The following is a 25597-nucleotide window of genomic DNA, read 5'->3' on the forward strand; positions in this document are numbered from 1 at the left end:
GCGGTCACCGCGGTTCGACGTTCCGGTTGTGGTGGAACAGGTTCTCGGGGTCGTACTCGGTTTTCACGTCGACCAGTCGCTCGTAGTTGCCGCCGAACTGGAGGCTCACCGGGTCCTCTTCGAACCCGGGGAAGTTGCCGTAGCGGCCGCCCGCCACGTCCAGTTCCTCGACGGCGGCCAGTCCCTCGCGTGCCCACGCGAGGTTCGCCTCGTCGTCGTCGGGGTCGGTCCAGTTCGCCTCGAAGTTCACCATGTACGGCTTGTCGCGGTGCCAGAACGCCGTCGCGTCCTGCGGGACAGCCGCGACGGCCCCGCCGAGATGCCACACGTCGACCGTCGACAGCGCCGAGGGCGCCCGCTCGTTGTACCGGACGAGCACGTCGAGCAGTTCGTCGGGCAGGCCGGTCACGAACGTCGACTTCCAGTAGTAGCGCATCCCGTCGGGGTAGTCCTCGTCGAGCATCGACTGCAACGCCTCGAACTGCATCGGCCCCGAGAGGTCCGCGAGCGGCTCTGCCCGCTCGGTCAGCGACTCGAACACCTCGTCGGCGTCCGCGGGGTCGCCGCGGTACGAGCCGATGAACGCAACCGATGGGTCGCCCCACGACGCCTCGGGAAACTCGGCGAGTTCGGGGACGTGCGCGGTGAACGCGAGCGCGCCGGCCTCGCGGGGCGCGTCGCCGGTCCACTCCCGGAACCCCGCCAGTGCGGCCTCCGCGTCGTCGCCGTGGAACCACGTGAACAGGCCGTACACCTCCGGGCCGACCTCGTGAAGGTCGTACTCGAAGGAGGTGACGACGCCGAAGTTGCCGCCGCCGCCCCGGATGGCCCAGAACAGGTCGGGGTGCGACTCGGTGCTCGCGGTCAGAACCTGCCCGTCGGCGGTCACTACGTCGGCCGAAACGAGGCTGTCACAGGCGAGCCCGTACTCCCGCGAGAGGTGGCCGTAGCCGCCGTTCAGCGTCAGGCCGGCGATACCGGTCTCCGAGACTGCGCCGAGCGGCGTGGCGAGCCCGAATAGCTGGGTCTCGTGGTCGACGTCGCCGAGGAGTGCGCCTCCCTCGGCCCGGACCGTTCCGGCCGCCCGGTCGACGTGGACGCCGTTCATCGGCGTGAGGTCGACCATCAGGCCGCCGTCGGTGACGGCGGTGCCGGCGACGTTGTGGCCGCCGCCGTGGACCGAGAGCTCCATGTCGGACTCGCGGGCGGCGTTCACCGCCGCGACGACGTCGGCGGTTCCGGTGCACTGGACGACCACGGCCGGTCGCTTGTCTATCATGCCGTTCCACACCGTCCGTGCCTCGTGGTACTCGTCGTCGTCGGGGAGGAGCACCGGCCCGCGGACGGCCGTGCGGAGCGTCTCGACCGCGTCCGGTATCCGGTGTTCGTCGTCCGTGTTCGCGCTCGCCGTCATGGTCGTCGGGGGCCGACGAGTCGAGAGGTGATTGTTACGCACCGGCATTCGGCGGTCGGCCGCGAGTAAGCGCGGCCCGGCCGGGCGTATCTCCGGCTTACCCGTGGGCGCCCTCGGCCCGTCCGGTCACTCTTTGCGCCGTCGCGCCACCAGGTAGACGCCGACGGCGGTGCAGAACCAGACGACGGCGCCGACCCGGATGGCGAAAGAGGCCATCGCACTCCAGGTCGACAGGGTGACCAGCGTCGAGGCGAGGGCCACGACGGGCGCGCCGACGACGATGGTGACGACGAACGTCACCTGCATGACCCACGTGAAGTCGACACCGTCGGGGTCCGTCGTCTCGACGCGTTCCGGCATACCCCCGCTGGGGGCTTGCCCGGGTAAGCGGTTACGGTCCGTGCCGAACTGTTTAATGCGGGCACACCCCGAGCGCGTGGCATGGTCCGCGCCAAGGACATCCGCGCGAAGGCCGGGGAAGAGCCGCTGACGATGATAACGGCCTACGACGCACCCACCGCAGAAGTCGCAGACGAGGCCGGCATCGACATGATACTCGTCGGCGACTCAGCCGGCAACCTCCGTCTGGGCTACGACTCCACGCTCCCGGTGTCGGTCGACGAGATGGCGAGTCTCACCGGTGCCGTCGCCCGGAGCGCCGACGACGCGTTCGTCGTCGCGGACATGCCGTTCCTCTCGTACGGCGCCGACGAGGGCGACGCCATCGAGAACTGCGGCCGCATGGTGAAGGAGGCGGGCGCCGACGCCGTGAAACTGGAGTCGGGTCCCCACACCGTCGAGTTAACCGACCGCCTCACCGACATCGGCGTCCCCGTGCAGGCGCATCTCGGGCTCACACCCCAGCGCGAGAACGAGACCGGCCTGTTCCGGCAGGGGACCGACGAGGAGTCCGCCCGCGAGACGGTCGAACTCGCACGGGCCCACGAGGAGGCGGGTGCGTTCTCGCTCGTCCTCGAACACGTCCCCGCCAACCTGGGCGCGGCCGTCACCGACACCATCGACATCCCGACCATCGGCATCGGCGCCGGCCCCGACTGCGACGGGCAGGTGCTCACCGTCGACGAGGTCATCGGTCTCTCGGAGCGGACCGCGCCGTTCTCGAAGAAGTGGGGCGACGTGCGCGGCGAGATGCGCGACGCCATCGCGGGCTACAAGCAGGACGTCGAATCGGGCGCGTTCCCGGCCGAGGAACACAGCCACTACGAGGACGACCTCGACGACGTCTACTGACGGCTCGCCCGTCTCGGAACGCCCGACAGGGTCATCTCACCGCTCGTCGATAGCTACCGCATGAGTGAAACGAGCGAGACGGGCGATGCGGCCATCGCCGTAGACCGACAGTCCCCGGAGGCCGTGTTCGCGTTGCTGGGTGACGACATCCGCCTGAGCATCGTCAGCGCACTCGGCGAAACGCCGGACGAGGCCGTCGCGTTCGGCGACCTCCGCGAGCGGGTCGGCGTCAGCGACAGCGGCCAGTTCAACTACCACCTCCGGAAGCTCCGGGACACGTTCGTGCGCAAGACCGACGCGGGGTACGAACTGACCTACGCCGGCCGCCAGGTGCTCGGGGCGATGCACGCGGGCACCTACACCGCGAACGCCACCGTCGACCCGTTCCCCGTCGAGGGCGCGTGTCCGCTCTGTGGCGCCGAGGTGCTGGCGGCGTACGCCGACGAGACGGCCACGCTGACGTGTTCCGACTGTGACGGCTGGGAGAACACGTTCACGTTCCCTCCCGGGAGCCTCGACCAGTTCGACCGCGAGGAACTCCCGGGCGCGTTCGACCGCTGGATGGGCCACGTGTTCGACGGCGTCGTCGCGGGGTTCTGCTACACGTGTACCGGCCGCATGACCGGCGAACTGGTGGCCGACGACGAACCCGACCGCGTCGCTGGCGTCCCGGCCCACGTCCGGTACGAGTGCGGCCGCTGTGGAAGCACGGCCCGCGCGTCGGGCGTGATGCCGGCGCTGTTCCACCCCGCAGTGCAGGGGTTCCTCTACGAACACGGGTTCGACACCCGAACCGACCCGTCGTGGTCGCTCGTGGACACGGCCAGGCCGGATGCCGAACTCGTGGGCGAGGACCCGCTACGGCTCCGCGTCCGGTTCGACCAGGGTGGGGAGACGGTCGAGGCGACAGTCGACGCGACCGCATCGGTCACGGAGGTACAGCGCCGCCCGGCGTAGACTCACCGGAGGAACGACCGCACGCGCTCGTTCCAGGCGTCCGGCCGCTCCAGCATCGACAGATGCGCACAGTCGTCCAGGATGGCCGTCTCGCAGTCGGGCAGGTGCTCGCCGAGATACTCCGTGAACGAGGGCGGGGTCATCCCGTCGTGTTCGCCAGTGAGCGCGAGCGCGGGCACCGTCACCTCGTCGAGTCGCTCGCGGACGTCGAACCGGTCGCAGGTGCGGAAGTCGCGTGCAGTGACCGGGCCGCCGGTGTCCGTCAGGAGGGATTTCGACCGCTCGACGGTCTCGGCGTCGGCGTCGTGAAACAGCAGGTCCGGCGCGTGGACGGCCTCGACGGCCGCGTCGTACTCGTCGTCGAGCATCGCCAGCAGGTCGTCGCCGACGCCGAGTTTCGCGCCCGTACCACAGAGGACGAGCGCGTCGAGCGGCAGGTCACGCTCCAGGGCGACCCACAGCGCCACGGCCCCGCCCATCGAGTTGCCGACGAGCGTGCGTGCTCCCGTCGCCTCCGCCACGGCGACCACGTCGTCGGCATACGCGTCGAGGCACGCCTCGCCCGCCGGCAGGTCCTCGTCGTCGCTCTCGCCGTGGCCCGTCAGGTCGACGGCGGCCGCCGGCCCGATGCCCTGAGGTCCGTACTGCTCGACCCAGACGCGGTGGTCGCCCCCGGAGCCGTGGACGTACAGTACGGGGTCTCCTTCCTCGAACGACGTCGTGCGGTAGGCCGTCTCGCGGCCGTGGTGGCTGACGGTGTCCATACCGCTACTCCGGGAGACGGTGACTTCAACCCGGGCGACTCACGGTCCGCGGACGCTCGACGGAGGCCAGCCTGAACCGCAAACAAAGTGGTAGCTGTTCCTTTATTACAGTATTCGGGATTTTGAGAAACATTTAAATACTACAATAGCTAACTTGGAGTTAGTATGAGCGCATTCCAGGAGCGGTTCGCGCAGAACGACGACGCTATCGCGCGTCGGTACGACTACGACGAGGTGACGGTGCTGGTCGCGGACTTCGGCGCGGACCGCGACGGGAGCGTCGACCTGGTCGGGGAGACGGCCATCGTGGTCGTGGGCGACGAGGAGTACGAGTTCGAGGTGCCCGAGGGGGTGGCCCGTGCTTCTATGACGAACGGTGTCGTCACTATCGAGGTGAAACGATGAAACTCACCGTCAAGCCCATGAAGCAGAGCGAGGCCGGTCGCGGCCTCGCCGCCATCGACCGGGAGGCGATGGCCGAGATGGACCTCGAGAACGGCGACTACGTCGTCATCGAGGGGGCCGACGGCCGCGCAGTCGCCCGCGTGTGGCCCGGCTACCCCGAGGACACCGGCTCGGGGGTCGTCCGCATCGACGGCCAACTCCGCGGCGAGGCGGGCGTCGGCATCGACGACCGCGTCTCCGTCGAGAAAGCCGACGTGAAGCCGGCGAAGTCGGTCACCATCGCGCTCCCCTCGAACCTCCGCATCAGCGGCAACGTCGCGCCCCACATCCGGGACAAACTGAGCGGGCAGGCCGTCACGCGCGGCCAGCAGGTGCCCTTCTCGTTCGGTCTCGGGGGCTTCTCGATGATGGGCGGCCAGCGCATCCCCGTCAAGATAGCCGACACCGACCCCTCCGGGACGGTGGTCGTCACCGACTCGACCGAGATCAACGTCTCCGAACAGCCGGCCGAGCAGATCGTCGGCGGCGAGGGCGGCGGCACGACCGAGGGCTCCACCCCCTCGGTCACCTACGAGGACATCGGCGGACTCGACGACGAACTCGACCGCGTGCGGGAGATGATAGAACTCCCGATGCGCCACCCCGAACTGTTCGAGACGCTCGGCATCGAGCCGCCGAAGGGCGTCCTCCTGCACGGCCCGCCGGGGACGGGCAAGACCCTGATAGCGAAGGCCGTCGCCAACGAGATAGACGCCTACTTCACGGACATCTCGGGCCCCGAGATTATGTCGAAGTACTACGGGGAGAGCGAAGAGCAACTCCGCGAGGTGTTCGAGGAGGCCGAGGAGAACCAGCCGGCCATCATCTTCATCGACGAACTCGACTCCATCGCGCCGAAGCGCGGCGAGACCTCCGGTGACGTAGAGCGCCGGGTCGTCGCGCAACTGCTGTCGATGATGGACGGCCTCGACGAGCGCGGCCAGGTGACGGTCATCGGCGCGACCAACCGCGTCGACGCCATCGACCCCGCGCTCCGGCGGGGCGGCCGGTTCGACCGTGAAATCGAAATCGGCGTCCCCGACAAGACCGGACGCAAGGAGATCCTGCAGGTCCACACCCGTGGGATGCCGCTTGCCGACGACGTGAACCTCGACCAGTACGCCGAGTCGACCCACGGGTTCGTCGGGGCGGACCTCGAGTCGCTGTCGAAGGAGGCCGCGATGAACGCCCTGCGGCGCATCCGCCCCGAACTCGACCTCGAAGCCGAGGAGATAGACGCCGACATCCTCGACGCCGTCCGGGTCGGCGAGGACGACTTCAAGGAGGCGATGAAGGGCATCACGCCCTCCGCGATGCGTGAGGTGTTCGTCGAGGTGCCGGACGTCACCTGGGAGCACGTCGGCGGTCTGGAGGACACCAAAGAGCGGCTCCGCGAGACCATCCAGTGGCCGCTCGACTACCCCGAGGTGTTCGAGACGATGGACCTCGACGCCGCCAAGGGCGTGCTGATGTACGGGCCGCCCGGCACCGGGAAGACGCTGCTGGCGAAGGCCATCGCCAACGAGGCGGAGAGCAACTTCATCTCCATCAAGGGGCCGGAACTCCTGAACAAGTACGTCGGCGAGTCGGAGAAGGGCGTCCGCGAGGTGTTCGAGAAGGCCCGCTCGAACGCCCCGACGGTCATTTTCTTCGACGAAATCGACTCCATCGCCGGCCAGCGCGGCCGACAGATGGGCGACTCCGGCGTCGGTGAACGCGTCGTCTCCCAACTGCTGACGGAACTCGACGGCCTCGAAGAACTGGAAGACGTCGTCGTCATCGCCACGACGAACCGGCCGGACCTCATCGACTCGGCGCTGTTGCGCCCGGGCCGGTTGGACCGTCACGTCCACGTCCCGGTGCCCGACGAGGACGGCCGCCGGAAGATCTTCGAGGTCCACACCGAGCACAAGCCGCTGGCCGACGACGTAGACCTGAACGAACTCGCGCGCAAGACGGAGGGGTACGTTGGTGCCGACATCGAGGCCGTCTGCCGCGAGGCGTCGATGGCCGCGACCCGCGAGTTCATCAACAGCGTGGACCGCGAAGCCACGGAGACGTCCGTCGGCAACGTCCGTATCACCATGGACCACTTCGAGGAGGCGCTCGACGAAGTGACCGCCTCCGTCGACGAGGAGACGAAGAAACAGTACGAGGAGATAGAGGAGAAGTTCGGCAAGGAGGAAGCCGAGACGGACCGCGAGGTCAGCCGGACGTTCCAGTAGACCGGCGTTTTCACCCTGCGGTATCGATTTCGGAACCCCGGACGACAGTCGTCGTTCGGGGTCATGCGACAGTTAATTTTGGCAAATCATACAGTAATTTTATATCCGTAAACTTCCCCAAATCTACCTACGAATGTCGCGCACGTGGACGCTCGTCGCGCTTCTGGTGGCGGCCGTCGTTGTCGCCCCGGCGAGTGTGGTGGGACAGAGTAGTGGAAACGAAGCGCCGCTAGCGGATGCGGGGCTCGACCAGCACGTCGAACAGGGGACGACAGTACTGCTCGATGCGACCGGGTCACGCGACCCGGACGGCGAGATAGCCAGTTACGGGTGGCGCGTCGAGACGCCGGGCGGGACCACGATAACGCCCCGCTGTCCGACGTGTGGTCGGACTCGGTTCCGGCCGATGGAGACCGGCACGTACGCCGTCACGGTCACTGTCACCGACGACGACGGTGCCGACTCGACCGACACGCTGTACGTGTACGTCGGCGACTCGGAGGCTACTGACCCAGCATCGACGCCAACTCCCGCACCAGCCACGGAGACGACACCGGAACCGGGCGTCCCGGCCGAGCGGAGCGACAGCGATACCGGCAACCCGCCGGGCATCGACCCCGGTGCATCCGGGTCGTGTGCGGCTGGCACCTGTTCGGGCGGTTCCGGACCGGAACCATGGGTGACTATCGATGGTCCTACCGAAACAGAGCCGGGAGAGCCGACACGGTTCGACCTCGAGTACGGCGGCTTCGACGGGGAGCCACAGTTCGGGTGGTCGGTCGGCATCTCCGGCACGGGTGGCGAGACGTCGTGGACCTCGCCCGGGAGTGAGACGATATACGTGACTGGTGTCTCCGAATCACGGACCGCTCACGCCAGCCACGATGTACGGATTACGGAGAATCAACCGCCGGTCATCGACATCAACACGCCCGATCAGATCCATCCCGGTGAGACGATTACACTCACGGCGGAGGTATCCGATCCGGACGGATGGATCGTGAGCCGAGAGTGGGTGAACGGACCGACAGTGGAGGTGCCCAATAGAGGGAGTCGAGATGTCTCTGTCATAGCGGAGGATAACGATGGGAGAGTTTCTGTTATAAATCTAAATATAAAATCTGAAGGGATAGAATCAGATCCTGAGATAGAATCTGGTGCCAAACACACTGTTTACTGCTATTACGATAAAGAATACGAACGTCAGAACCAATTGCCCGATCACTGCGAGATCGCGGGTTCCGACAACAGCGGGGACGACGACGGCTACCAGACGGGTACGTCCGATCTGGACCGGATGTTGCGACTGCCTCACTACAACGTCGTCTGGAAGAAGACCGAGGAGGAGATTACGCAACACAGCGGCGACATCAGCGACGAAACCGGTATCACGATGCCGGATGTCAGGGACAACGATGGCGACAGACTGACGCTACCGTCGCTATCGAACGCTCAGCTCGATGCGATCGCGGGTCGAGCGGCCACCACGGACTCGCAGTCGTTCTCGATGAACGGCAAGCGGGTGGAGAACGACCTGAACGGCGACGGTGAGGTGAACGCCGAGGACTGGGACGAACGGTACGGAACGACAGAACAGGACGCTCTGGAGCGTCATCCGTCCGCAGTCTCGGAGTTCGAGGAATCTCAGCGAGCAGTCCGCCGCGCTCAGTCCGGCGGAGGGTCCCCGACACCTACCAACTCGCGCAACGGTAATGATGGACAGGACGCCGGCTCCGACACGGACGATCACAGCTCCTCGAGCGGCTCCGGGGGCGGCGGTATAGACTACACCGGTGGACTCACGTCGAGCGGTGAGCGCGCCGCCGAGCAAGGCCGTCGTATCGCAAACGGAGGCTACCGTCCAGGTGGAGGGATGTACTGACATGCTGGATACCGTTTTCCCGGCGACTGCTACCCCCCGTCCGAACAGTGTGTCGACTGCCCCCTCGCGAATCAACGACGATGGATAACGAACGCCGATTCGACACGACCGACGCGCGAAGGAGTTTCGACTCGTTCCCCGTGGCCCCGTCGCGACGGGCACTTCTGTCAGCAACTACGGCGGCGACGCTCGCGCTGACAGGGTGCTTTGGCGGCACTAACGCTCCGGGGGGCGGCTCGTCTACGCCCGAAAACGATTCGCGGAGAGAGACGGATACACTGACACCGTCTGATTCCTCGACAGATACGGATTCAGCCACGCCTATCGAGGCGGTCGAACCCAAACTCGAGACGGCCAGAGCGGAACTCGACGCCGCATTCACCGAGATGTACAGGAACGACCTCGTGCAGTTCGACAGGAAGGTCTGGACACCCCGGTACGAGGATCTCGGGAGTATGGATCTCGATTCGGTCGAGCAACTGGTCGACACTGCGCGGGATGCCCTCTCGGACGCGAGAGAGCACGTTCGACCGAATACCGAGCAAGCCGCTCGTGTCGAGTTGCTCGAACACGTCGCCGATATCGCTGCGCACGGCTCCACGTTCTACCGTCGTTTCTCGCTCACCTTCGAGAAGGTGTACCAGTACGAGTATCTCATCGACAGCGAGACCGACTACGACCGGGCGGTAGAGAAGATGGGAAAAGCCCGGGAACTCCTGGCGACGTGGCCGACGCTTGGAGAGAAACTGACCGAGGACATTCGGGCGATACTCCAGTTGTACGAATCGCGGCCGAATCTCGAGGCGGAAATTCCGTCCTTCGATGTCGAGCGATGGAACTATACCACGTACGGCGCGGAGCAGTACGCCTATCTGCTGGAGCCGCAGCTCGTCGCCTTCGAGGCGTATGCGGAAGCGGTCGGCGCCGACCTGTCAGGGCTCGACTATCTGGAGAACGACGAGTATCAGGCGGCACAGCAGGCGTTCCAGACTGCCCGGAGCAAGATCGGGCAAGCAGACCGGACGTTCAACGAGGCCAACTCGCGTGGCGATTCGTTCTTCGAGCGCCGGGCGAAAATCTACCACAACCGGATACCGCTGTTCGAGGAAGGGTACCTCCTCCATCTGCGGGCAGCTAACGAGTTCGTCCGTGGGGACACCGAGAACGCGAACGACCTCCGGTTCCGCGGAACGACGAAGATACGCGACGGGTTCGCAAAGTATCCGATATCGGATGGATAAATTCACGCCCTCGCGACAGATTTATACATTCCAGATGCTGAGTAATTATCAACTGGAGCGATTCCATGCGGTGGCTCAGGGTCACTCTGATCGTCTGCCTGCTGGTCTCTACGAGCGGATGTCTCCACTTCGGCGAACCCCGAGGCCACCCCCCTACACCTTACGAACCGTCCGTTCAGGAACGGCTGAGTTCGCGTGATGTCCCAGATACTCACCCGAATGGTACGCTCGAAGAGCCCAACACTGTCGAGTACTGGATAGCCGCTTACGTCAACCACGAGCGCATAGAGTCGGGAAAAGAACCCCTCGTATGGAGCCCACGGCTGGCTCAAATTGCTGATTATCGTAGCTATGACATGTGGAACCGCAGTTATTTCTCTCATGTCGACCCTGATGGGAATAAATACACATTATATATGGACAAATATGAGTATGATTCTTATTCAAATACTGCTGAAAATATTATTTTATTGAATTTCAGAGAACCAACCCTACGGCCTACTGATGGAAAATACCATACCTATAGAGATACTCGAAAATTCGCTAAGGCGATGGTTCAGGCCTGGATGCTCTCGGGAGAACACCGCTGGGCGATGATGCACGGTGATTACAGCGTCACCGGCGTCGGCGTGTACGGCGAACCGGACGGGAGCGTCAAGGCCACGCAGTTGTTCGCGGACAGGGAGAAGTTCGACCGGTTCGTGAACGCGAACACGACCGAGAAGTTCCGCGTACCGATAGCCGAGGAGGACCCGATGGAAGACGAGAGCGGCCTTCCGCCGTATCCGTCGCGTCTCGGGCCGAACACGCCGAACGACGAGTGACCTACTCGTACAGCGGGAACTCGTCGGTTAGCGCATCCACCTCGTCAGAGGCTTCGGCTTTCACGTCCCCGTCGTCCGGCGCGTCCACGACGCGAGCGATGACGTCACCGACCCGCTCCATCTCCGCTTCGCCCATTCCCCGCGTCGTCAGGCCCGGCGTCCCCGCCCGGATGCCCGAGGGGTTGAACGGCGAGCGCGTCTCTCCGGGAACGGTGTTGGCGTTCAACACCAGTCCGACCTCTTCGAGCGCGTCCTCGGCCTCGCCACCGGTCGTATCCGGATGCGAGGGGCGGAGGTCCACTAGCACGAGGTGCGTATCAGTCCCGCCGGAGACGAGTTCGAGGCCGTGGTCTTCGAGCGTCTCCCCGAGCGCCTTGGCGTTGTCGACGACCTGCTCGGCGTACTCGTCGAACTCGGGTTCCAGTGCCTCCTTGAACCCGACGGCCTTGCCGGCGATGTTGTGCATCAGGGGGCCGCCCTGTCCACCCGGGAACACCGCGGAATCGACGTCGTCGGCGTGTTCCTCGCTCGTCATGATGATGCCACCGCGACCGGCACGGATGGTCTTGTGCGTCGACCCCGTGACGAAGTCCGCGACGCCGACCGGCGACTCGTGGACGCCGGCGGCGACGAGCCCGGTGATGTGAGCGATGTCGGCGAGGTGGTAGGCGTCGGCGGCGTCGGCGGCGGCCTGGACGCGCTCCCACTCGACCTCTCGGGGGTACGCCGAGTAGCCCGAGACGACGATGTCGGGGTCGAACTCCTCGGCCATCTCGCGGAGCCCCTCGTAGTCGAGATAGCCCGTCTCGGGGTCGACCTCGTACTGCTTCACGTCGTACAGTTGCCCGGTGAAGTTCGCCGGATGGCCGTGGCTGAGGTGCCCGCCGTGGCTGAGGTCCAGCGAGAGGATTTTGTCGCCCGGGTCGAGCATCGCCAGGTACACACCCATGTTCGCCTGGGTGCCGGAGTGTGGCTGGACGTTGACGTGCTCGGCGCCCCACAGCTCCGTTGCGCGCTCGATGGCCAACTGCTCGATTTCGTCGGCGTACTCACAGCCAGCGTAGTAGCGCTTGCCTGGGTATCCCTCCGCGTACTTGTTCGTCAGTACCGAACCCTGTGCCTCCAGTACTGCCGGGGAGACGTGGTTCTCCGACGCGATCATCGCCAGCGTGTCCCGCTGTCGTTGGAGTTCGCCGTCCAGGGCGTCGGCGACCGCCGGGTCGACTGCGCGGACAGTCTCGTGGTTCATATTCGGGGGTTCGACTCCCCGGGCAAGAATCTACCCGTCTGCGGCAAGCGCCGCGACCCGACTTCCCCGTAACCATTTAAGCCGGACGCGTGTGAGATACGGCCACATGGTCGAATGGGGGCTGGTGGAGGGGGGAATCAGGGCCGCGGCCCCCAGCGGTGCCGTGACTGTCGCCACCGACGGCTGGGACCCGACGCCGCCCGTCTGTTCGCTTCCGTACCCGGCCGAGGCGGCTGTCGCCGGTCGAACGGCCGGGCTGTCCGTGCCTGCGGAAGTGGCGACCATCGGTGTCGGTGACGGCACCCGAGCCGTCACGGACGAGGAACTCGGCGACGGCGAGTTCCTGCTGACGGCAGACGCGCCCGTCGAGACGCTCGCCCGGTTCCGCGGGCCCGCGACTCTGGCCTGCGATGGCGAGATGGTCCGACTCTCGTTCGACGACCAGCGGGTCGTGTCGCTTGGATTCCGGACGGAGCCGCCCGCGGCAGAGACGGTTGTGGTCCCCCCGACGCCCGCGGGCGTTGCCGCGGCGGTCACCGTAGCGGGCGCGTCGCTCGGGGACGCCGGCCCAGAGCGGTCGCGCCCGGCCCAGCGTCCCCGTCCACCGCTCGTCGAGTTCGAGGCGGGAGCGGCGGTCCCAGATGCGGACCGGCCGCTCGTGTTGCGGGTACCGGAGACACTCGAGAGCGTGCTCGTCGCGGCTCCGTTCGCGTACTACCTCGGCGCGGAGCTCGTCACGGAGCCCCGAGACGCGCCGCTGTTGACGGCTCCCTCCGTCGGGTTCGAGCGGCCGTACGGCGCACTGCCGGCGTTCGCCGGCGAGGTTGCGACGGACTGCCGGCGGGTGTTCTACATGGACTGTCTGGCCCGCGAGAGCCGGTTCGACGGTGATATCGACCGCACTGCACTCTCGGAACTCGGTCTCGAGCCCGCGGCGGTGCGGGACGTCTCCCCTGCGGTCCGCTACTCGACGTATCTCGATGCACCGTCGGGCGACGTGCCGTTGCCGCCGTGGCATCTCTCGACGTACGTCGAGGCGACGTACGAGCGGGCGCGCTCGCTTCCGTACCTGCTCGACCGGCTCTCGCTTGTGTACCCGGCGGAGGCGTCGGAGATGGAGCCACGCGATCTGCTGGCGTCCTCGCTGGACGACTTCTACCGTGGCGAGGTGGTGTCGGTGTCGCCCGTCGCGCCCGAACTCGGTGCCGGCACCGCTCACGCGTGGCTGGCACCCGGCGAACCCGTCGACGCGTTCAAGACCTCGACCCGCGCTCACGAGAACCGGCCTTACGGTGCCGACTCCGACGGCGGGCCCGCCCGTGTCGAACTCGTCGTGAACGACCCGGAGATGCTCGCCGAGACGAGCGTCGTCGACAGCTATCGGTCGTCGTCGCTTCCGCTCTCGGTCACCGTCCGGGAGTCGCTGTCGACGAGCGAACTCGCCCGCGTGCTGGAACGGGACGCCGACTTCCTCCATTTCGTCGGTCACTGCGAGGTGGAGGGGCTCCGGTGTCCCGACGGCCACCTCTCGGCGTCGTCGCTCGACCGTTCGGGGGCGACGACGTTTTTCCTGAACGCCTGTGGCTCGTACCGCGAGGGCGAACGACTCGTCGAGAAGGGGAGCGTGGCGGGCGGCGTCACGCTCGACCGGGTGCTCAACGAACAGGCGACTCGGGTGGGGACGGCGTTCGGCCGCTTGCTGGTCCACGGGTTCGGCATCGACCGCGCGCTGTCGCTGGCCCGTCGTCGCATCATGATGGGGCGCGACTACGCCGTCATCGGCGACGGGACGTTCGCGCTCGGCGCGACCCCCGGCCGCCCGGCGGTCGTCGACGTCGAGTCCGACGAGGACGGTTACGCCGTCGAGTACGGCGTCACCGCGGCCCGAAACGCCGGGGCGACGTACCGCGACCCGCTCGGCGACCAGCGGCAACTGTACGGGGCACGCGTCCGCGACCGATTGGACGGTGACGCGCTCGCGTCACTGCTGGAGGCCCGGACCGCGCCCGTCGTGTTCGAGGGTGACCTCGAGTGGTCCGAGGACCTCGCCGAGACGGTCCGCGGGACCGATGCGGCTCACGAGCCGTAACTCGGGAGGGGTTTAAATAGGTGGAACTCCTTTTCACATCACAAGGCCACTAATATTAACTCCGATGGCCACTTGAGACACATGACCATAGACGCGAACCTGCTCGAACCGACGGTCGCCGACGTCCTCCGCGAGGCGGTGGAGTCGGCGGATGAGGAACTGTACGTGGTGAACCCCTCGGTAGAGACGCTGACGGAACTTCTGGACGTGCTCGCGGCCGCCGACGTCACCGCTTCGGTGTCCGTGCTCGCGGCGCCGGGCGTGCTGAAGGATGTCACCGACGACTTCAAACTCGCCAGCACGGCCGCCGACCTGCGTGACGCCGACCAGCTCGACCTGTTCGAATACGAGTCGAGCGACAACACGCTACTCGTGACGGCCGACTCCGTGGTCGCCGTCGTCGAGGCCGGCGACCGGGTCGCCGGGCTCGCTACCGGCGACGAGGAGTTCATCGAGAGCGCACACCAGCAGTACGCGGACGCCACGGCGGCCGCCGAGCCGTTCGGCCTCCGGACGCCCGGCATCACCCGCGTTCGCGACTCGCTTCGCGAGGGCCTCGGCGAGGCAACCGCCGCCGACTTCGACGGCGTGCTCGACTCACTCGAGACGGCCCGCGGCGACGGCGACGGCCTCGACGAGGTGACCATCTCGCTTCTGGTCGCCGCCAAGAACGAGGAACTGCTGTACGACATCTCGAAGTGGGGCGAGGACGTGGGCATCGCCTCGAAGGCGACGTTCTCCCGCACCAAGACGAAACTGGAGGAGGCGGGCCTCATCGACACCGAGAAGGTGCCCATCGACGTGGGCCGTCCCCGACTCCGCCTGAAACTCGGCGACGAACGGCTGGCGGACGCCGACTCCGACGAACTCGCCTCCGTCGCGCAGTCCGTTCTGGCGAAGGCCTGAGACCGCGCTCCCGTCGCCACCGGGGTTTTTCTCCCGGCCGCACCTCCCGTGAGCCATGCACGTCGGAATCGTCGGTAGCGGGCCGGCCGCCGAGGCCGCCCGTGACGGCATCGAAGACGCCGCGAGTCGGGTGTCCGCGGTCGGGCCGGACGCCGTCGGTCAGGTCGACCTCGCCGTCGTCGTCGGCCCCGTCGGCGCACCGGGGTTCGACGCCGCCACCGACGCCGCTCGAGCCGCCGAGACGCCGTGGCTGGCGGTCGAACTCGGCGGCGTGGGCGGTCGACCGCTCGCGGACGTCGAGGCCGCCGTCTCCGGGTTCGCACCCGGACAGGGCTGTTTCGACTGTCTGCGGACGCGGGTCGCCGCGGTGGCGGAGGGCGCTGACGAGGAGCCGACGCCGGCCGACGCGGACGCGCGGTTCGCGGGCGCCGTCGCCGGCCGCGAGGCGACGCGACTGCTCGACGGCGAGCCCTCGCCCGTACTCGGGGGCGTCATCGAGGTACCCCACGCCCAGCGGGAGTTCCTTCCCGTCCCGGGGTGTGACTGCGACCCCGGCCGCGACGGTGGGCTGACCCGCGAGCACGCGCCTCGGGACCTCGATGCGGCGCTGGCGGCCGCCGAGCGCGCGCTCGACCCCCGGGTCGGCGTCGTGACCGAGGTCGGCGAAGCGGAGTCGTGGCCCGCACCGTACTACCTCGCGTCGCTGGCGGACACCTCCGGGTTCTCGGACGCGACCGCGAGCGCGGCCGCGGCCGGCGTCGCCGCCGACTGGAACGCCGCGTTCATGAAGGCGCTCGGGGAGGCGCTGGAACGGTACGCGGCGGGCGTCTACCGCACGGCCGAGTTCGGGCGGGCGGCCGCCGACGAGGTACCCGCCGCGGTGCCGCCGTCCACGTTCGTGACGGCGCCGTCGTTCACGCCGGGACCGGAGCCCCCGCTGTGGACGCCCGGCGAGCATCTCGGCTCGGGAACACGGGTCCACCTGCCCGCGGAGTTCGTCGCGTTCCCCCCGCCGGAGGTACGACACCGCCCGGCCATCACGACGGGACTGGGTCTCGGCAACGGTGGCGTCGAGGCCCTGCTGTCCGGGCTGTACGAGGTGGTCGAGCGCGACGCCGCGATGCTGTCGTGGTACTCGACGTTCGACCCTCTGGGGCTGGACGTGGCCGACGAGGGGTTCGGGACGCTGGCTCGGCGGGCCCGTTCGGAAGACCTGTCCGTGACGGCGCTTCTGCTGACGCAGGACGTGGACGTGCCCGTCGTCGCCGCGTGCGTCCACCGCGAGGGCGACTGGCCGCGGTTCGCCGCCGGGATGAGCGCGGACCTCGACCCCGCGGTGGCCGCGCGTGGCGCGCTGGCGGAAGCGCTCCAGAACTGGATGGAGCTACGTGGCATGGGCCGTGACGACGCGAGCGAGGAGTCGGGCGCCATCGGCCACTACGCCGGCTTCCCCGACTCGGCCCGGGCGTTCGTCGACCCGGAGACGACGGTGCCCGCCTCGTCGGTCGGGCCGGACGAGTCGTTCGACGGCGAGGCGGAGCTGTCGGAACTCGTGGCGCGGGTCACGGACGCGGGACTGGACCCGTACGCGAGTCGACTGACGACCCGCGACATCGAATCGCTGGGGTTCGAAGCGGCCCGGGTCGTCGTGCCGAGCGCACAACCGCTGTTCACCGACGACGCTTACTTCGGCGAGCGGGCCGAGCGCGTCCCCGCCGAGATGGGGTTCGAGCCACGCCTTGAGCGCGACCACCACCCGTTCCCGTGACCGGCAGTAGGTTTTAGGCGATTGGGGCAGAAATGCAACGTATGGACAAGAACGTGGGTGGCATGGACCGGAACGCGCGACTCGTGGTCGGCCCCGTGCTCGCGGTGGTGGGACTCGTCCTGCTGGCGGGGCTGGTGAGCATCGGCCAGGGGATGCTGTACACCGTCGTGGTCCCGGCGCTCCTGCTGGTGGTCGGCGTCGTGCTGTCGGTGACCGGGTACACGCAGAAGTGCCCGCTGAACAGCCTGCTCGGCGTGAACACCTGCCCGGCGCGTTAGATACCGAAGGTGGCCCGGAGCATGTCCCGGCTCCCGGGCCCGAGCCCGACTGCGAGAATCGCCACCAGTAGCAGAATCGCGTAGCGCGGCTCCTCCTCGAATATCGTCTCGTCGAACACCCAGACGACGGCGGTGGCGGCGACGAGTTTCACGACCAGGAACGGCCACGAGGTGCCGACGAGTTCCGAGAGCCACGCCGGCTGGACTGCCTGCGTGGCGTCGATGATGAACCGGTTGACCGGGTGTTTCGCGCCGTACCGGACCGGGACGCCGATGGCACCTATCCAGTCGGCGGCGATGACGTTCGCCACGCCGTCGACCGCGTGGCCGAACAGCACCACGAGACCGATCAGCCCGGTGCCCTCGTTGATTTCGGGCTTGTAGCGGTCGACACCGCGGTAGACGGCGTACGCGAGGACTGCGGCGATGCCGAGCGTGAGGCCGGTCATCTGGGGGTAGAACCCCGCGCCTTCGACGGTGCCCGCGAGTTCGGTCAACACGAAGTACGCGAGGAAGCCGACGGTGACCACGACGCTGAGCCAGCCGAACGCGAACAGGGGCCGGTCGTAGCTCTCGACGGTGCCCCGGCGCGCGGCCACCACCGCCGCGGTCAGCGCCGCCAGCGTGACGCCGAAGACGGTGAAGTAGATGATGGGCGAGATGATGAGCGTGTTCCACGGGTACGCGAGCACGGCGTCGACGCCCTGCGGGATGGCGTCGTTGGCGTCCTCGACGACCCGGAGCGCGCCGCCGAAGAACATGAACGGCACCAGCGCGTAAAACAGCGTCTTCGTGCGCCCGACTTCCAGCCGCTCCAGCAGGTCCAGCAGGCCGACGAGGAAGAAGATGAGCGTGAGCGCGTACCCGATCTCGGAGACGACGGTGTAGCCGGGTTCCGCGACGGGGCGGGCGCCGCTGTCGGCGGCGGCACACTGCGCCTGCGAGTAGACCAGTTCGGGCCCTCCCGGTTGCATCACCGCACAGACGGCGTTGTTGGCGTCGGCGAACACCGGTCCCCAGAAGTAGTGCCAGAGGAACCGGTCCCAGACCAACTCGGGGGCGACGAGGTAGCCGAGGGCGAACGCGGCGACGACGGCCGCGGCCGTCGCTAGCCACGCCTGCCCGCGGTCCCATCCGAACGGGTTCGGGATGGGGGAGGAACTCGACTCGGTGGGGCTCGACATACCCGGGGGACCGTATCCCGCGGGTTTCAGGGTTCCGATACCCCGCGTCGGTCGCACACGACCCCGCGGCCGGCGGTCGCGTCAGGCGTCGATGTTGCGGGCCGCCTCGAGCAGTTCGTCGTGAGCCTCGCCGTTGGAGGCGACCAGCCCCTCGGTCGCGTGGGTCCACCGCTCGCCGTCGAGCCCGGTGACGCGGCCCCCCGCCTGCTCGACCATGAACGCGCCGGCGACGGTGTCCCACGGGTTCGCGTCGACGTTCGTGACTGCGCCGTCGAGTTGGCCGGCGGCGACCATCGACAGCACCAGTTGTGCGCTCCCGAACCGCCGAACGTCTCCGAACCGCTCCACGAGTTCTCGGCAGGCCGCGGCGTACTCGTCGCGGCGCGTCCGGTCCCACCAGACGGTCGGCGCGACGGCGAACGTCTCGGGATCGGTCCGGTCGCTGACGCCGACCGGGTCGCCGTTCAGATACGTTCCGTCGGCGTCGGCGGTGTAGGTGTCACCGAGGACCGGCGCGACGTTGGCCGCGGCGACGGCCTCGCCGTCCCGGACGGCGGCGACGCTGGTCACCCACGTCGGCAGGTCCCGCACGAAGTTGTTCGTCCCGTCGACGGGGTCGATTATCCAGGCCGCCCCCTCGTCTGGCACCTGCTTCAACTCGTCGGCCTCCTCGCCGACGATGGCGTCTTCCTCGTACTCGTCTCGGATGGCCGCGACTACCTGCCGCTGGGCGTCGTGGTCGGCGCGGGTCACCACGTCCGTCTTGCCGTCCTTCGTCTCGACGTCGACGTCGCGCCGGAACAGCCCCTCGGCGACGGCCCCCCCGGCACGGGCCGCCCGCTCCGCGAGGTCGGCGCGGCTTCCGCTGTCGCTCATGTTCACGCTGGCGGTCGGTGGGCCAAATGGTCACCGATTTGTCCGTGGCCCACGGTTTGGATACATGAACACGCTCGCCAAGCGCATCCACAACATCACGCCGGCGGACGTCCGTCTCACGCTGACGGACGGCGCCGAGGTGGTGCTGTCGATGCGCTCCGCGGAGTTCTTCCAGGAGGCGTTTCAGGCGGAAGGCGTCGACGACGAGGATACCGTCTATCGGCTCGTCTCGGACGGTGCCGACGACCCGCTGGTCGCGGGGAAGCAGACGGACGACGGCTGGACGACGGCGGGTGAGGTCGTCGCCGTCGAACGCGCCGCCGACGAAGCGTAGCGGTTTCCTCGCTCCGGCTCCACCCCCCTGCATGGCCGTCTCCCCTCATCTCGTCCGCGAGCGCGACGAACTCCGCCTGAACGCCTCGGTCGACGGCACCCGACGCGACCTCGTGTTGTCGGACCGCGCCGAGAGCCTGCTGGTCGACGACCTCGAGTACGCGAAGGCGGACCTGGTGCCGTTCGTCACCGTGAAGGCGCTGGTGCTGGCGGGCGGCGCCTCCGTCCCCGAGGGGATGGACGCCCGCGACGCGGCGTGGGGGCTAGCGGGCGCGGACGGCGGCGCCGAGGCCTCGGACGAGGAACTGTACCGGGTCGCCGAGTATCTCCGGGCGGTCGACGTCGAGGACCGCGCCGTCGAGACGTTGCGGGAGCACGTCAGCCAGACCGGGCTCTCGCGGTTCATCACCGACGAGGAGATAGAGAGCAAGGCGACCCGCGTCGGGGGGCTCTCCGACATCGCGCGGGACCTGTAGCTCGCGAGCGGTGAGGATGATGCGGGGGAAGACCACTCCGAGAGTGACCTTCCGGCACTGCGCGAGCAGTGCGGGGGACGGGATTTGAACCCGTGGACCTCTACAGGAGCGGATCTTGAGTCCGCCGCCGTTTCCGGGCTTGGCTACCCCCGCACGCGATCGAGGCTCGGGCGTCCCCGAGGTAAAGCGTTGCGACACGCCTCAACCACGACGCGCCGCAAGCGTCAGGTGGACGGCCGTCCATCCTCGGACATGGACGAACACACGAGCGACCCGGACGTGCCGCCGCCGACGCGGGGGGACCCGGCCGGGTGGCTCGGTACCGACACCACCAGCGGGTGGGAGCACGCCACGCTCCGGAAGGCGACCGTCCACGGGGTCCGGCTGTTCAACGCCGGCAAGTACCACGAATCACACGACTGCTTCGAGGCGGAGTGGTACAACTACGGCCGCGGCACCACCGAGAGCAAGTTCCTCCACGGGATGGTGCAGGTGGCCGCAGGCGCGTACAAGCACTACGACTTCGAGGACGACGACGGGATGCGCTCGCTGTTCGAGACGGCGCTCCAGTATCTCCAGGGCGTGCCGAGCGACTTCTACGGCGTCGACCTGCTCGACGTGCGGACGGTGGTGACGAACGCGCTGTCCGACCCCGCGGTGCTGGACGGCTGGTGCATCGAACTCGACGGCGGCCGCCCGACCGCCACCGCGGAGGACGAGGCGTACGCCGAGCGCCTGGAGTGATTACCAGGAGCCGGGCAGTTCTTAACCGCGGCGCTCCTACACGTAGCCAATGGCACGTCGGTTAGAGGATGGGCTCTGGCAGTTCGACCTCGGGGTGTTCGCGCCGCTTGCCGCCAACGTGTTCCTGCTCGACGAGAGCGAACGCGACGACACCGACGACGACACGGTGACGCTCGTGGACACCGGCCTGCCGGTCAACTACCCGACCGTCCGCTCGGAGTTGACCGACGCCGGCTACGAGGTAGCTGACATCGACCGCGTCCTGCTCACGCACTACGACCTCGACCACGTCGGGGGGCTCGCGCGACTGAACGGTCTCGACGCCGAGGTGTATCTCGGTGCGGCCGACGTGGCGCTCGTGCGTCGCGACTGGGACCCGCAGTGGGCCCACCACAAGGGGCTGTTCCACCGGGTCGCCCGCCGCTTCTACCCGCTGGAGGGGTACGACCTCACTCCGGTCGAGGACGGCGACCGCATCGGCGGGTTCACCGCGTTCCACACGCCCGGCCACAACCCCGGCCACACCGTCTACGTCCACGAGGACATCGGCACGGCGTTCCTCGGGGACCTCGTCTGGCGCGAGGGCGAAGGGCTCACCATCCCCTTCTGGCTCGACTCCTACGACATGCGGGAGATACGCCGGAGCGTCCGCGGGTTCGCGGACCGGACGCCGGCGTTCGAGCGCGCGCTACTGGCGCACGGCGACCCCATCCACGACGGCGGCGACGACGACCTCCGGTCGCTGGCCGACAGCCTCGCGTAACCCCGGCGGCTCGCCGGTAGCTCCCGACTTTTGACGCCGGCGCACGTAGCCCGCGTATGGATATCGGTATCGTTGGTGCCGGCGCGAGCGGCGCCGCGGCGGCCCACGCGCTCGCCGACCACGACGTGACCGTCTTCGAGAAGTCGCGGGGCGTCTGTGGCCGGGCGGCCACCCGGCGGCGCGACGACTGCACGTACGACTACGGCGCGAACTACGTGAAGTCCGCGGACCCGGTCGTCAACGACCTGCTGACGGGGACGCTCGACAGCGAGGGGCTCGTCGACGTGGCCGCCCCGATTTACACGTTCGATGCCGACGGCCGGGTCTCGGAGGGACGGGACGCCGACGACCACAAGTGGACCTACACCGAGGGGCTGACGCAGATAGCCAAGCGGCTGTTCGCTCGTGCCGGCACCGACGTGCGCCGCGAGACGCGCGTCGGCTCGCTGTCGCGGGCGGGCGACGGCTGGCGAATCCACCGCGAGGACGACACCGACCTCGGGCGGTTCGACGCCGTCCTCCTGACGCCGCCGGCGCCACAGACAGCCGACCTCCTGGGGCGAAGCGAGGGTGCCGACGACGCCCGGACCGCGCTCGCGGACGCGGCCGCCGCGGTCCCGTATCGCACCGTCTACGCCTGTCTGCTCCACTACCCGTTCGAACTCGACCGCCCGTGGTACGGGCTGGTGAACACCGACCGCGAGCACGACTGCGGGTGGCTCTCCCGCGAGGAACTGAAGCCGGGCCACGTCCCCGACGGCGAGAGCCTGCTGGTCGCACAGATGGGGCCCGACTGGTCCGAACGGCGGTACGACGACGACCCCGACGCAGTCTGTGGTGACGCCGCCGCCGTCGTCGCCGAGTTGCTGGACGACGACCGCCTCGCCGACCCGGACTGGACGGACCACCAGGGCTGGAAGTACGCGCTCCCCGAGGCCGGTCTGGACGGCGACACTCGGCCGGGCGCCGAGGCGCACGACCTGTACGTCGCGGGCGACTGGGTGGCGGGCGAGGGGCGCGTCCACGCCGCGCTCCGCTCCGGCCTGGAGGCCGCCGACCGGGTTCAGAGCACGTAGCGCGTCAGTTTCTCGTCGGCCCGATCCAGCACGGAAGAGCCGTGGTACACGAGGCCGGCGTCGAACTCGAACTCGAGCAGTCGCTCCAGCGACTCCTCGGCCCGGTTCAGGTCGTCCGTGTACTTCCCGGGCGGGAGGTGGAAGTGGCCCGCCGGAAGGCCGCGCTGGTCGGCGCCCGACAGCGCGTCAGCGAGCACCGCGACGCCGCGCCGCTCGCGGGTCGCTCCGCTCCCCGCTCGCGTCTCCTCGTCGCTCGCGTCGCTCACGACGCGCTCCTCGTCGACTAGCGCGTGCTGGTGGCCGCGGTGGCCGGGCACGTGGACGGCCTCGAACGTGCCGACCGTGTCGCCGTCGCCGTAGTAGTGGTCGACGTCGCCGGCCACGTCGGGGTCCGCACCGACGGGGAGGTACACGTCCGGATCGTACGCGTCGATGACGGCGTCGAGCCCGCCGACGTGGTCGCGGTCGGCGTGGGTGATAGCGACCCGCTCGACGTCGACGCCGGTCGCCTCGATGCCGTCCAGCAGGGCGTCGGTCGAGTCCGGCAGGCCGGTGTCGATGAGGGTGCCGTCGTCGAAACAGAACGCGCGGATGCGTCCGACCTCGGTCTCCGCGCAGGTGATGTCGTACACGCCGCCGAGCAGTTCTCTGGGCATGGCTCCGAGTTCGACCGCGGGGTACCTGAACCTACGGGCGCGTGACGACACCCACTTGAGTGCCGGCCGAGAACGCCGGGTATGGACCAGAAGCGGGCGATGACGAGCGTCGACCTCGCGGCGCTGGTCACCGAGTTGCGCGGGTACGAGGGGGCGAAGGTCGACAAGGCGTACCTGTACGACGACGACCTCGTCCGCCTCAAACTGCGGGACTTCGACGCCGGCCGGGTCGAACTCATCCTGGAGACGGGCGACCCGAAGCGGGCCCACGTCGCCGCACCCGAGCACGTCCCCGACGCGCCCGGCCGCCCGCCGGATTTCGCCAAGATGCTCCGCAACCGGCTGTCGGGCGCGGACCTCGCGGGCGTCCGGCAGTACGAGTTCGACCGCATCCTCGTGTTCGAGTTCGAGCGCGACGACGCCGACACCCTGCTCGTTGTCGAGTTGTTCGGCGACGGCAACGTGGCGGTGATGAACCGCGACCGCGAGGTCATCGACTGTCTCGACACTGTCCGGCTGAAGTCGCGGACGGTCGCGCCCGGCTCCGTCTACGAGTTCCCCGCCTCGCGGTTCAACCCGATGACCGCCGACCGCGAGACGTTCGGCGCGCGGATGGACGACTCCGATACGGACGTCGTGCGGACCATCGCCACACAGCTCAACCTCGGTGGGCTGTGGGCCGAGGAGCTCTGCTCGCGGGCCGGCGTCGAGAAGACGCTCGACATCGCCGAGGCGACCGACGACGACTACGACGAACTGTTCGGGGCGCTGGAGCGCTTGCGCGACACCGTCCGCGAGGGGCGGTTCGACCCCCGCGTCTACTGGGAGACCGACGAGGGCGAACGCACCCAACCCGTGGACGCAACGCCCGTCCCGCTCGAGGAGTACGAGGGCGTCGACTGCGAGGCGTACGACCGGTTCGTCGACGCGCTCGACGACTACTTCTACGAGTTGGACCGCGAGGAGCCGACGCCCGGGACCGACCGCCCGGACTTCGAGGAGGAGATAGCGAAGTACGAGCGCATCATCGACCAGCAGGAGGGCGCCATCGAGGGGTTCGAGCAGGAGGCCGAGCAGTACCGCGAGCGCGCGGAGGCGGTGTACGCCCACTACGACCTCGTCGACGAAGTGCTGTCGACGGTGCGGGAGGCCCGCGAGGCCGACTACGACTGGGAAGCCGTCGAAGGGCGGTTCCACGAGGCCGCCGAGGCAGGCAACGAGCGCGCCGAGCACGTCCGCGACGTGAACCCCGCCGAGGGCACCGTCACCGTCGAACTCGACGGGATGGACGTCGAGTTGGACCCCCAGGACGGCGTCGAGAAGAACGCCGACCGCCTCTACCAGGAGGCAAAGCGCGTCGAGGAGAAGAAGGAGGGCGCGCTCGCGGCCATCGAGGACACCCGCGAGGACCTCGAAGACGCCAAGCGCCGCCGCGACGAGTGGGAGGCCGACGACGGCGACGACGCGGACGAGGAGGCCGACGAGAGCGAGGACGTCGACTGGCTCTCGCGGTCGAACATCCCGGTGCGGTACGACGAGCAGTGGTACGAGCGGTTCCGCTGGTTCCACACCAGCGACGGCTTCCTCGTCATCGGCGGCCGGAACGCCGACCAGAACGAGGCCCTCGTCAAGAAGTACATGGACGGCGGCGACCGGTTCTTCCACTCACAGGCCCACGGCGGCCCCGTGACGATACTGAAGGCCACCGGCCCCTCCGAGCCGTCGAAGGAGGTCGACTTCCCCGAGTCGACGCTCGAGGAGGCCGCCCGGTTCGCGGTCACCTACTCGTCGGTCTGGAAGGAGGGGAAGTTCGCCGGCGACGTTTACATGGTCGACCCGGACCAGGTGTCGAAGACGCCCGAATCCGGCGAGTACCTCGAGAAGGGCGGGTTCACCATCCGCGGAGACCGGACCTACTTCCGGGACACGCCGGTCGACTGCGCCGTCGGCGTCCAGTGTGAACCGGAGACGCGGGTGCTCGGCGGCCCGAAACGGGCCATCGAAGGGCAGGTGGAGACGTCAGTCGAGATAGAGCCGGGCCAGTACGCCCAGAACGACATCGCCAAGATGCTGTACCGCGAACTGAAGGAGCGGTTCGCGGACCAGTCGTTCCTGCGGAAGGTCGCCTCCCCGGACCTGATACAGGAGTTCTGCCCGCCCGGCGGCTCCCGAATCGTCGACTGACTGTCTGAGAAAC

At 68.1% G+C, this 25597-nt stretch carries 24 protein-coding genes and 1 tRNA gene; 17 read left to right on the forward strand and 8 right to left on the reverse strand.

The window, feature by feature from the left end; genetic code table 11:
* Nucleotides 1-4: 4 nt before the first annotated feature.
* Nucleotides 5-1414: an FAD-binding oxidoreductase gene (locus NL112_RS13630; protein WP_255149392.1), complete on the reverse strand. Its 1410-nt coding sequence runs from the start codon at nucleotides 1412-1414 to the stop codon at nucleotides 5-7.
* 126 nt (nucleotides 1415-1540) lie between these two features.
* Nucleotides 1541-1774, reverse strand: coding sequence for a DUF5822 domain-containing protein (locus tag NL112_RS13635; RefSeq protein WP_255149393.1), 234 nt, complete (start codon nucleotides 1772-1774; stop codon nucleotides 1541-1543).
* 81 nt (nucleotides 1775-1855) lie between these two features.
* Here NL112_RS13635 and panB point away from each other — a divergent pair, with 81 nt between their 5' ends.
* Both panB and NL112_RS13645 read left to right on the forward strand, forming a co-directional pair.
* The gene (panB, locus tag NL112_RS13640; RefSeq protein WP_255149394.1) at nucleotides 1856-2665 is read left to right on the forward strand and encodes a 3-methyl-2-oxobutanoate hydroxymethyltransferase; all 810 of its coding nucleotides are present in this window, start codon (nucleotides 1856-1858) and stop codon (nucleotides 2663-2665) included.
* Nucleotides 2666-2725: 60 nt separating this feature from the next.
* Nucleotides 2726-3622 carry an ArsR/SmtB family transcription factor gene (locus NL112_RS13645; protein ID WP_255149395.1) on the forward strand — a complete coding sequence of 299 codons (897 nt, stop codon included), beginning with the start codon at nucleotides 2726-2728 and terminating at the stop codon, nucleotides 3620-3622.
* A gap of 2 nt (nucleotides 3623-3624) precedes the next feature.
* Here NL112_RS13645 and NL112_RS13650 read toward each other — a convergent pair whose 3' ends face one another.
* On the reverse strand, nucleotides 3625-4386 hold the full coding sequence (locus NL112_RS13650) for an alpha/beta fold hydrolase (RefSeq protein WP_255149396.1): 762 nt from the start codon (nucleotides 4384-4386) through the stop codon (nucleotides 3625-3627).
* Nucleotides 4387-4551: 165 nt separating this feature from the next.
* On the opposite strand from NL112_RS13650, the gene NL112_RS13655 reads away from it, so the two are divergent.
* The 5 genes from NL112_RS13655 (at nucleotide 4552) to NL112_RS13675 (ending at nucleotide 11002) form a co-directional block, all read left to right on the forward strand.
* Nucleotides 4552-4791 carry a DUF7127 family protein gene (locus NL112_RS13655; protein ID WP_255149397.1) on the forward strand — a complete coding sequence of 80 codons (240 nt, stop codon included), beginning with the start codon at nucleotides 4552-4554 and terminating at the stop codon, nucleotides 4789-4791.
* On the forward strand, nucleotides 4788-7055 hold the full coding sequence (locus tag NL112_RS13660) for a CDC48 family AAA ATPase (protein ID WP_255149398.1): 2268 nt from the start codon (nucleotides 4788-4790) through the stop codon (nucleotides 7053-7055). Before NL112_RS13655 ends, NL112_RS13660 begins: the two co-directional genes overlap by 4 nt.
* Before the next feature lie 166 nt (nucleotides 7056-7221).
* Complete coding sequence (locus NL112_RS13665) at nucleotides 7222-8937, forward strand: PKD domain-containing protein (protein ID WP_255149399.1); 1716 nt, start codon at nucleotides 7222-7224, stop codon at nucleotides 8935-8937.
* 386 nt (nucleotides 8938-9323) lie between these two features.
* Nucleotides 9324-10178: a hypothetical protein gene (locus NL112_RS13670; RefSeq protein WP_255149400.1), complete on the forward strand. Its 855-nt coding sequence runs from the start codon at nucleotides 9324-9326 to the stop codon at nucleotides 10176-10178.
* Nucleotides 10179-10243: 65 nt separating this feature from the next.
* Nucleotides 10244-11002: a CAP domain-containing protein gene (locus NL112_RS13675; protein ID WP_255149401.1), complete on the forward strand. Its 759-nt coding sequence runs from the start codon at nucleotides 10244-10246 to the stop codon at nucleotides 11000-11002.
* A gap of 1 nt (nucleotide 11003) precedes the next feature.
* On the opposite strand, the gene glyA is transcribed toward NL112_RS13675, so the two are convergent.
* On the reverse strand, nucleotides 11004-12251 hold the full coding sequence (gene glyA / locus NL112_RS13680; RefSeq protein WP_255149402.1) for a serine hydroxymethyltransferase: 1248 nt from the start codon (nucleotides 12249-12251) through the stop codon (nucleotides 11004-11006).
* A 106-nt stretch (nucleotides 12252-12357) separates the two neighbouring features.
* Here glyA and NL112_RS13685 point away from each other — a divergent pair, with 106 nt between their 5' ends.
* From NL112_RS13685 to NL112_RS13700, 4 genes are all read left to right on the forward strand, one after another.
* Nucleotides 12358-14340, forward strand: a complete 1983-nt coding sequence (locus NL112_RS13685) for a hypothetical protein (RefSeq protein ID WP_255149403.1) — start codon at nucleotides 12358-12360, stop codon at nucleotides 14338-14340.
* A gap of 87 nt (nucleotides 14341-14427) precedes the next feature.
* A complete protein-coding gene (tbsP, locus tag NL112_RS13690; protein ID WP_350356173.1) occupies nucleotides 14428-15246 on the forward strand; it encodes a transcriptional regulator TbsP in 819 nt (272 codons plus the stop codon).
* A 55-nt stretch (nucleotides 15247-15301) separates the two neighbouring features.
* Entirely contained in the window at nucleotides 15302-17014 is a 1713-nt protein-coding gene (locus tag NL112_RS13695) for a YcaO-like family protein (RefSeq protein ID WP_255149405.1), read from the forward strand.
* 41 nt (nucleotides 17015-17055) lie between these two features.
* Nucleotides 17056-17292, forward strand: coding sequence for a YgaP family membrane protein (locus NL112_RS13700; protein ID WP_255149406.1), 237 nt, complete (start codon nucleotides 17056-17058; stop codon nucleotides 17290-17292).
* Here NL112_RS13700 and NL112_RS13705 read toward each other — a convergent pair.
* Complete coding sequence (locus NL112_RS13705) at nucleotides 17289-18476, reverse strand: DUF63 family protein (protein WP_255149407.1); 1188 nt, start codon at nucleotides 18474-18476, stop codon at nucleotides 17289-17291. The genes NL112_RS13700 and NL112_RS13705 overlap by 4 nt on opposite strands.
* An 81-nt stretch (nucleotides 18477-18557) precedes the next feature.
* Nucleotides 18558-19352, reverse strand: coding sequence for an inositol monophosphatase family protein (locus tag NL112_RS13710; protein ID WP_255149408.1), 795 nt, complete (start codon nucleotides 19350-19352; stop codon nucleotides 18558-18560).
* Between the two features lie 64 nt (nucleotides 19353-19416).
* On the opposite strand from NL112_RS13710, the gene NL112_RS13715 reads away from it, so the two are divergent.
* Both NL112_RS13715 and NL112_RS13720 read left to right on the forward strand, forming a co-directional pair.
* Nucleotides 19417-19686: a DUF8072 family protein gene (locus tag NL112_RS13715; RefSeq protein WP_255149409.1), complete on the forward strand. Its 270-nt coding sequence runs from the start codon at nucleotides 19417-19419 to the stop codon at nucleotides 19684-19686.
* 31 nt (nucleotides 19687-19717) lie between these two features.
* On the forward strand, nucleotides 19718-20161 hold the full coding sequence (locus NL112_RS13720) for a hypothetical protein (protein ID WP_255149410.1): 444 nt from the start codon (nucleotides 19718-19720) through the stop codon (nucleotides 20159-20161).
* A gap of 69 nt (nucleotides 20162-20230) precedes the next feature.
* On the opposite strand, the gene NL112_RS13725 is transcribed toward NL112_RS13720, so the two are convergent.
* Nucleotides 20231-20314: transfer RNA gene (locus NL112_RS13725), tRNA-Leu, on the reverse strand.
* Nucleotides 20315-20413: 99 nt separating this feature from the next.
* Here NL112_RS13725 and NL112_RS13730 point away from each other — a divergent pair.
* From NL112_RS13730 to NL112_RS13740, 3 genes are read left to right on the forward strand one after another with little or no spacing between them, the layout of a single operon-like run.
* Nucleotides 20414-20905, forward strand: a complete 492-nt coding sequence (locus tag NL112_RS13730; RefSeq protein ID WP_255149411.1) for a DUF309 domain-containing protein — start codon at nucleotides 20414-20416, stop codon at nucleotides 20903-20905.
* A gap of 49 nt (nucleotides 20906-20954) precedes the next feature.
* Complete coding sequence (locus NL112_RS13735) at nucleotides 20955-21668, forward strand: MBL fold metallo-hydrolase (protein ID WP_255149412.1); 714 nt, start codon at nucleotides 20955-20957, stop codon at nucleotides 21666-21668.
* Nucleotides 21669-21724: 56 nt separating this feature from the next.
* Nucleotides 21725-22744 (forward strand): NAD(P)/FAD-dependent oxidoreductase, encoded by a 1020-nt coding sequence (locus NL112_RS13740; protein WP_255149413.1) that lies wholly within the window; start codon nucleotides 21725-21727, stop codon nucleotides 22742-22744.
* On the opposite strand, the gene NL112_RS13745 is transcribed toward NL112_RS13740, so the two are convergent.
* Entirely contained in the window at nucleotides 22732-23400 is a 669-nt protein-coding gene (locus tag NL112_RS13745) for an MBL fold metallo-hydrolase (protein WP_255149414.1), read from the reverse strand. The two genes, NL112_RS13740 and NL112_RS13745, sit on opposite strands and share 13 nt — an antisense overlap.
* A gap of 81 nt (nucleotides 23401-23481) precedes the next feature.
* Here NL112_RS13745 and rqcH point away from each other — a divergent pair, with 81 nt between their 5' ends.
* Entirely contained in the window at nucleotides 23482-25584 is a 2103-nt protein-coding gene (gene rqcH / locus NL112_RS13750; protein WP_255149415.1) for a ribosome rescue protein RqcH, read from the forward strand.
* Nucleotides 25585-25597: the final 13 nt, after the last annotated feature.

Origin of the sequence: Halorarius halobius (genome assembly GCF_024298865.1) — an archaeon.
Taxonomy (GTDB): domain Archaea; phylum Halobacteriota; class Halobacteria; order Halobacteriales; family Haloarculaceae; genus Halorarius; species Halorarius halobius.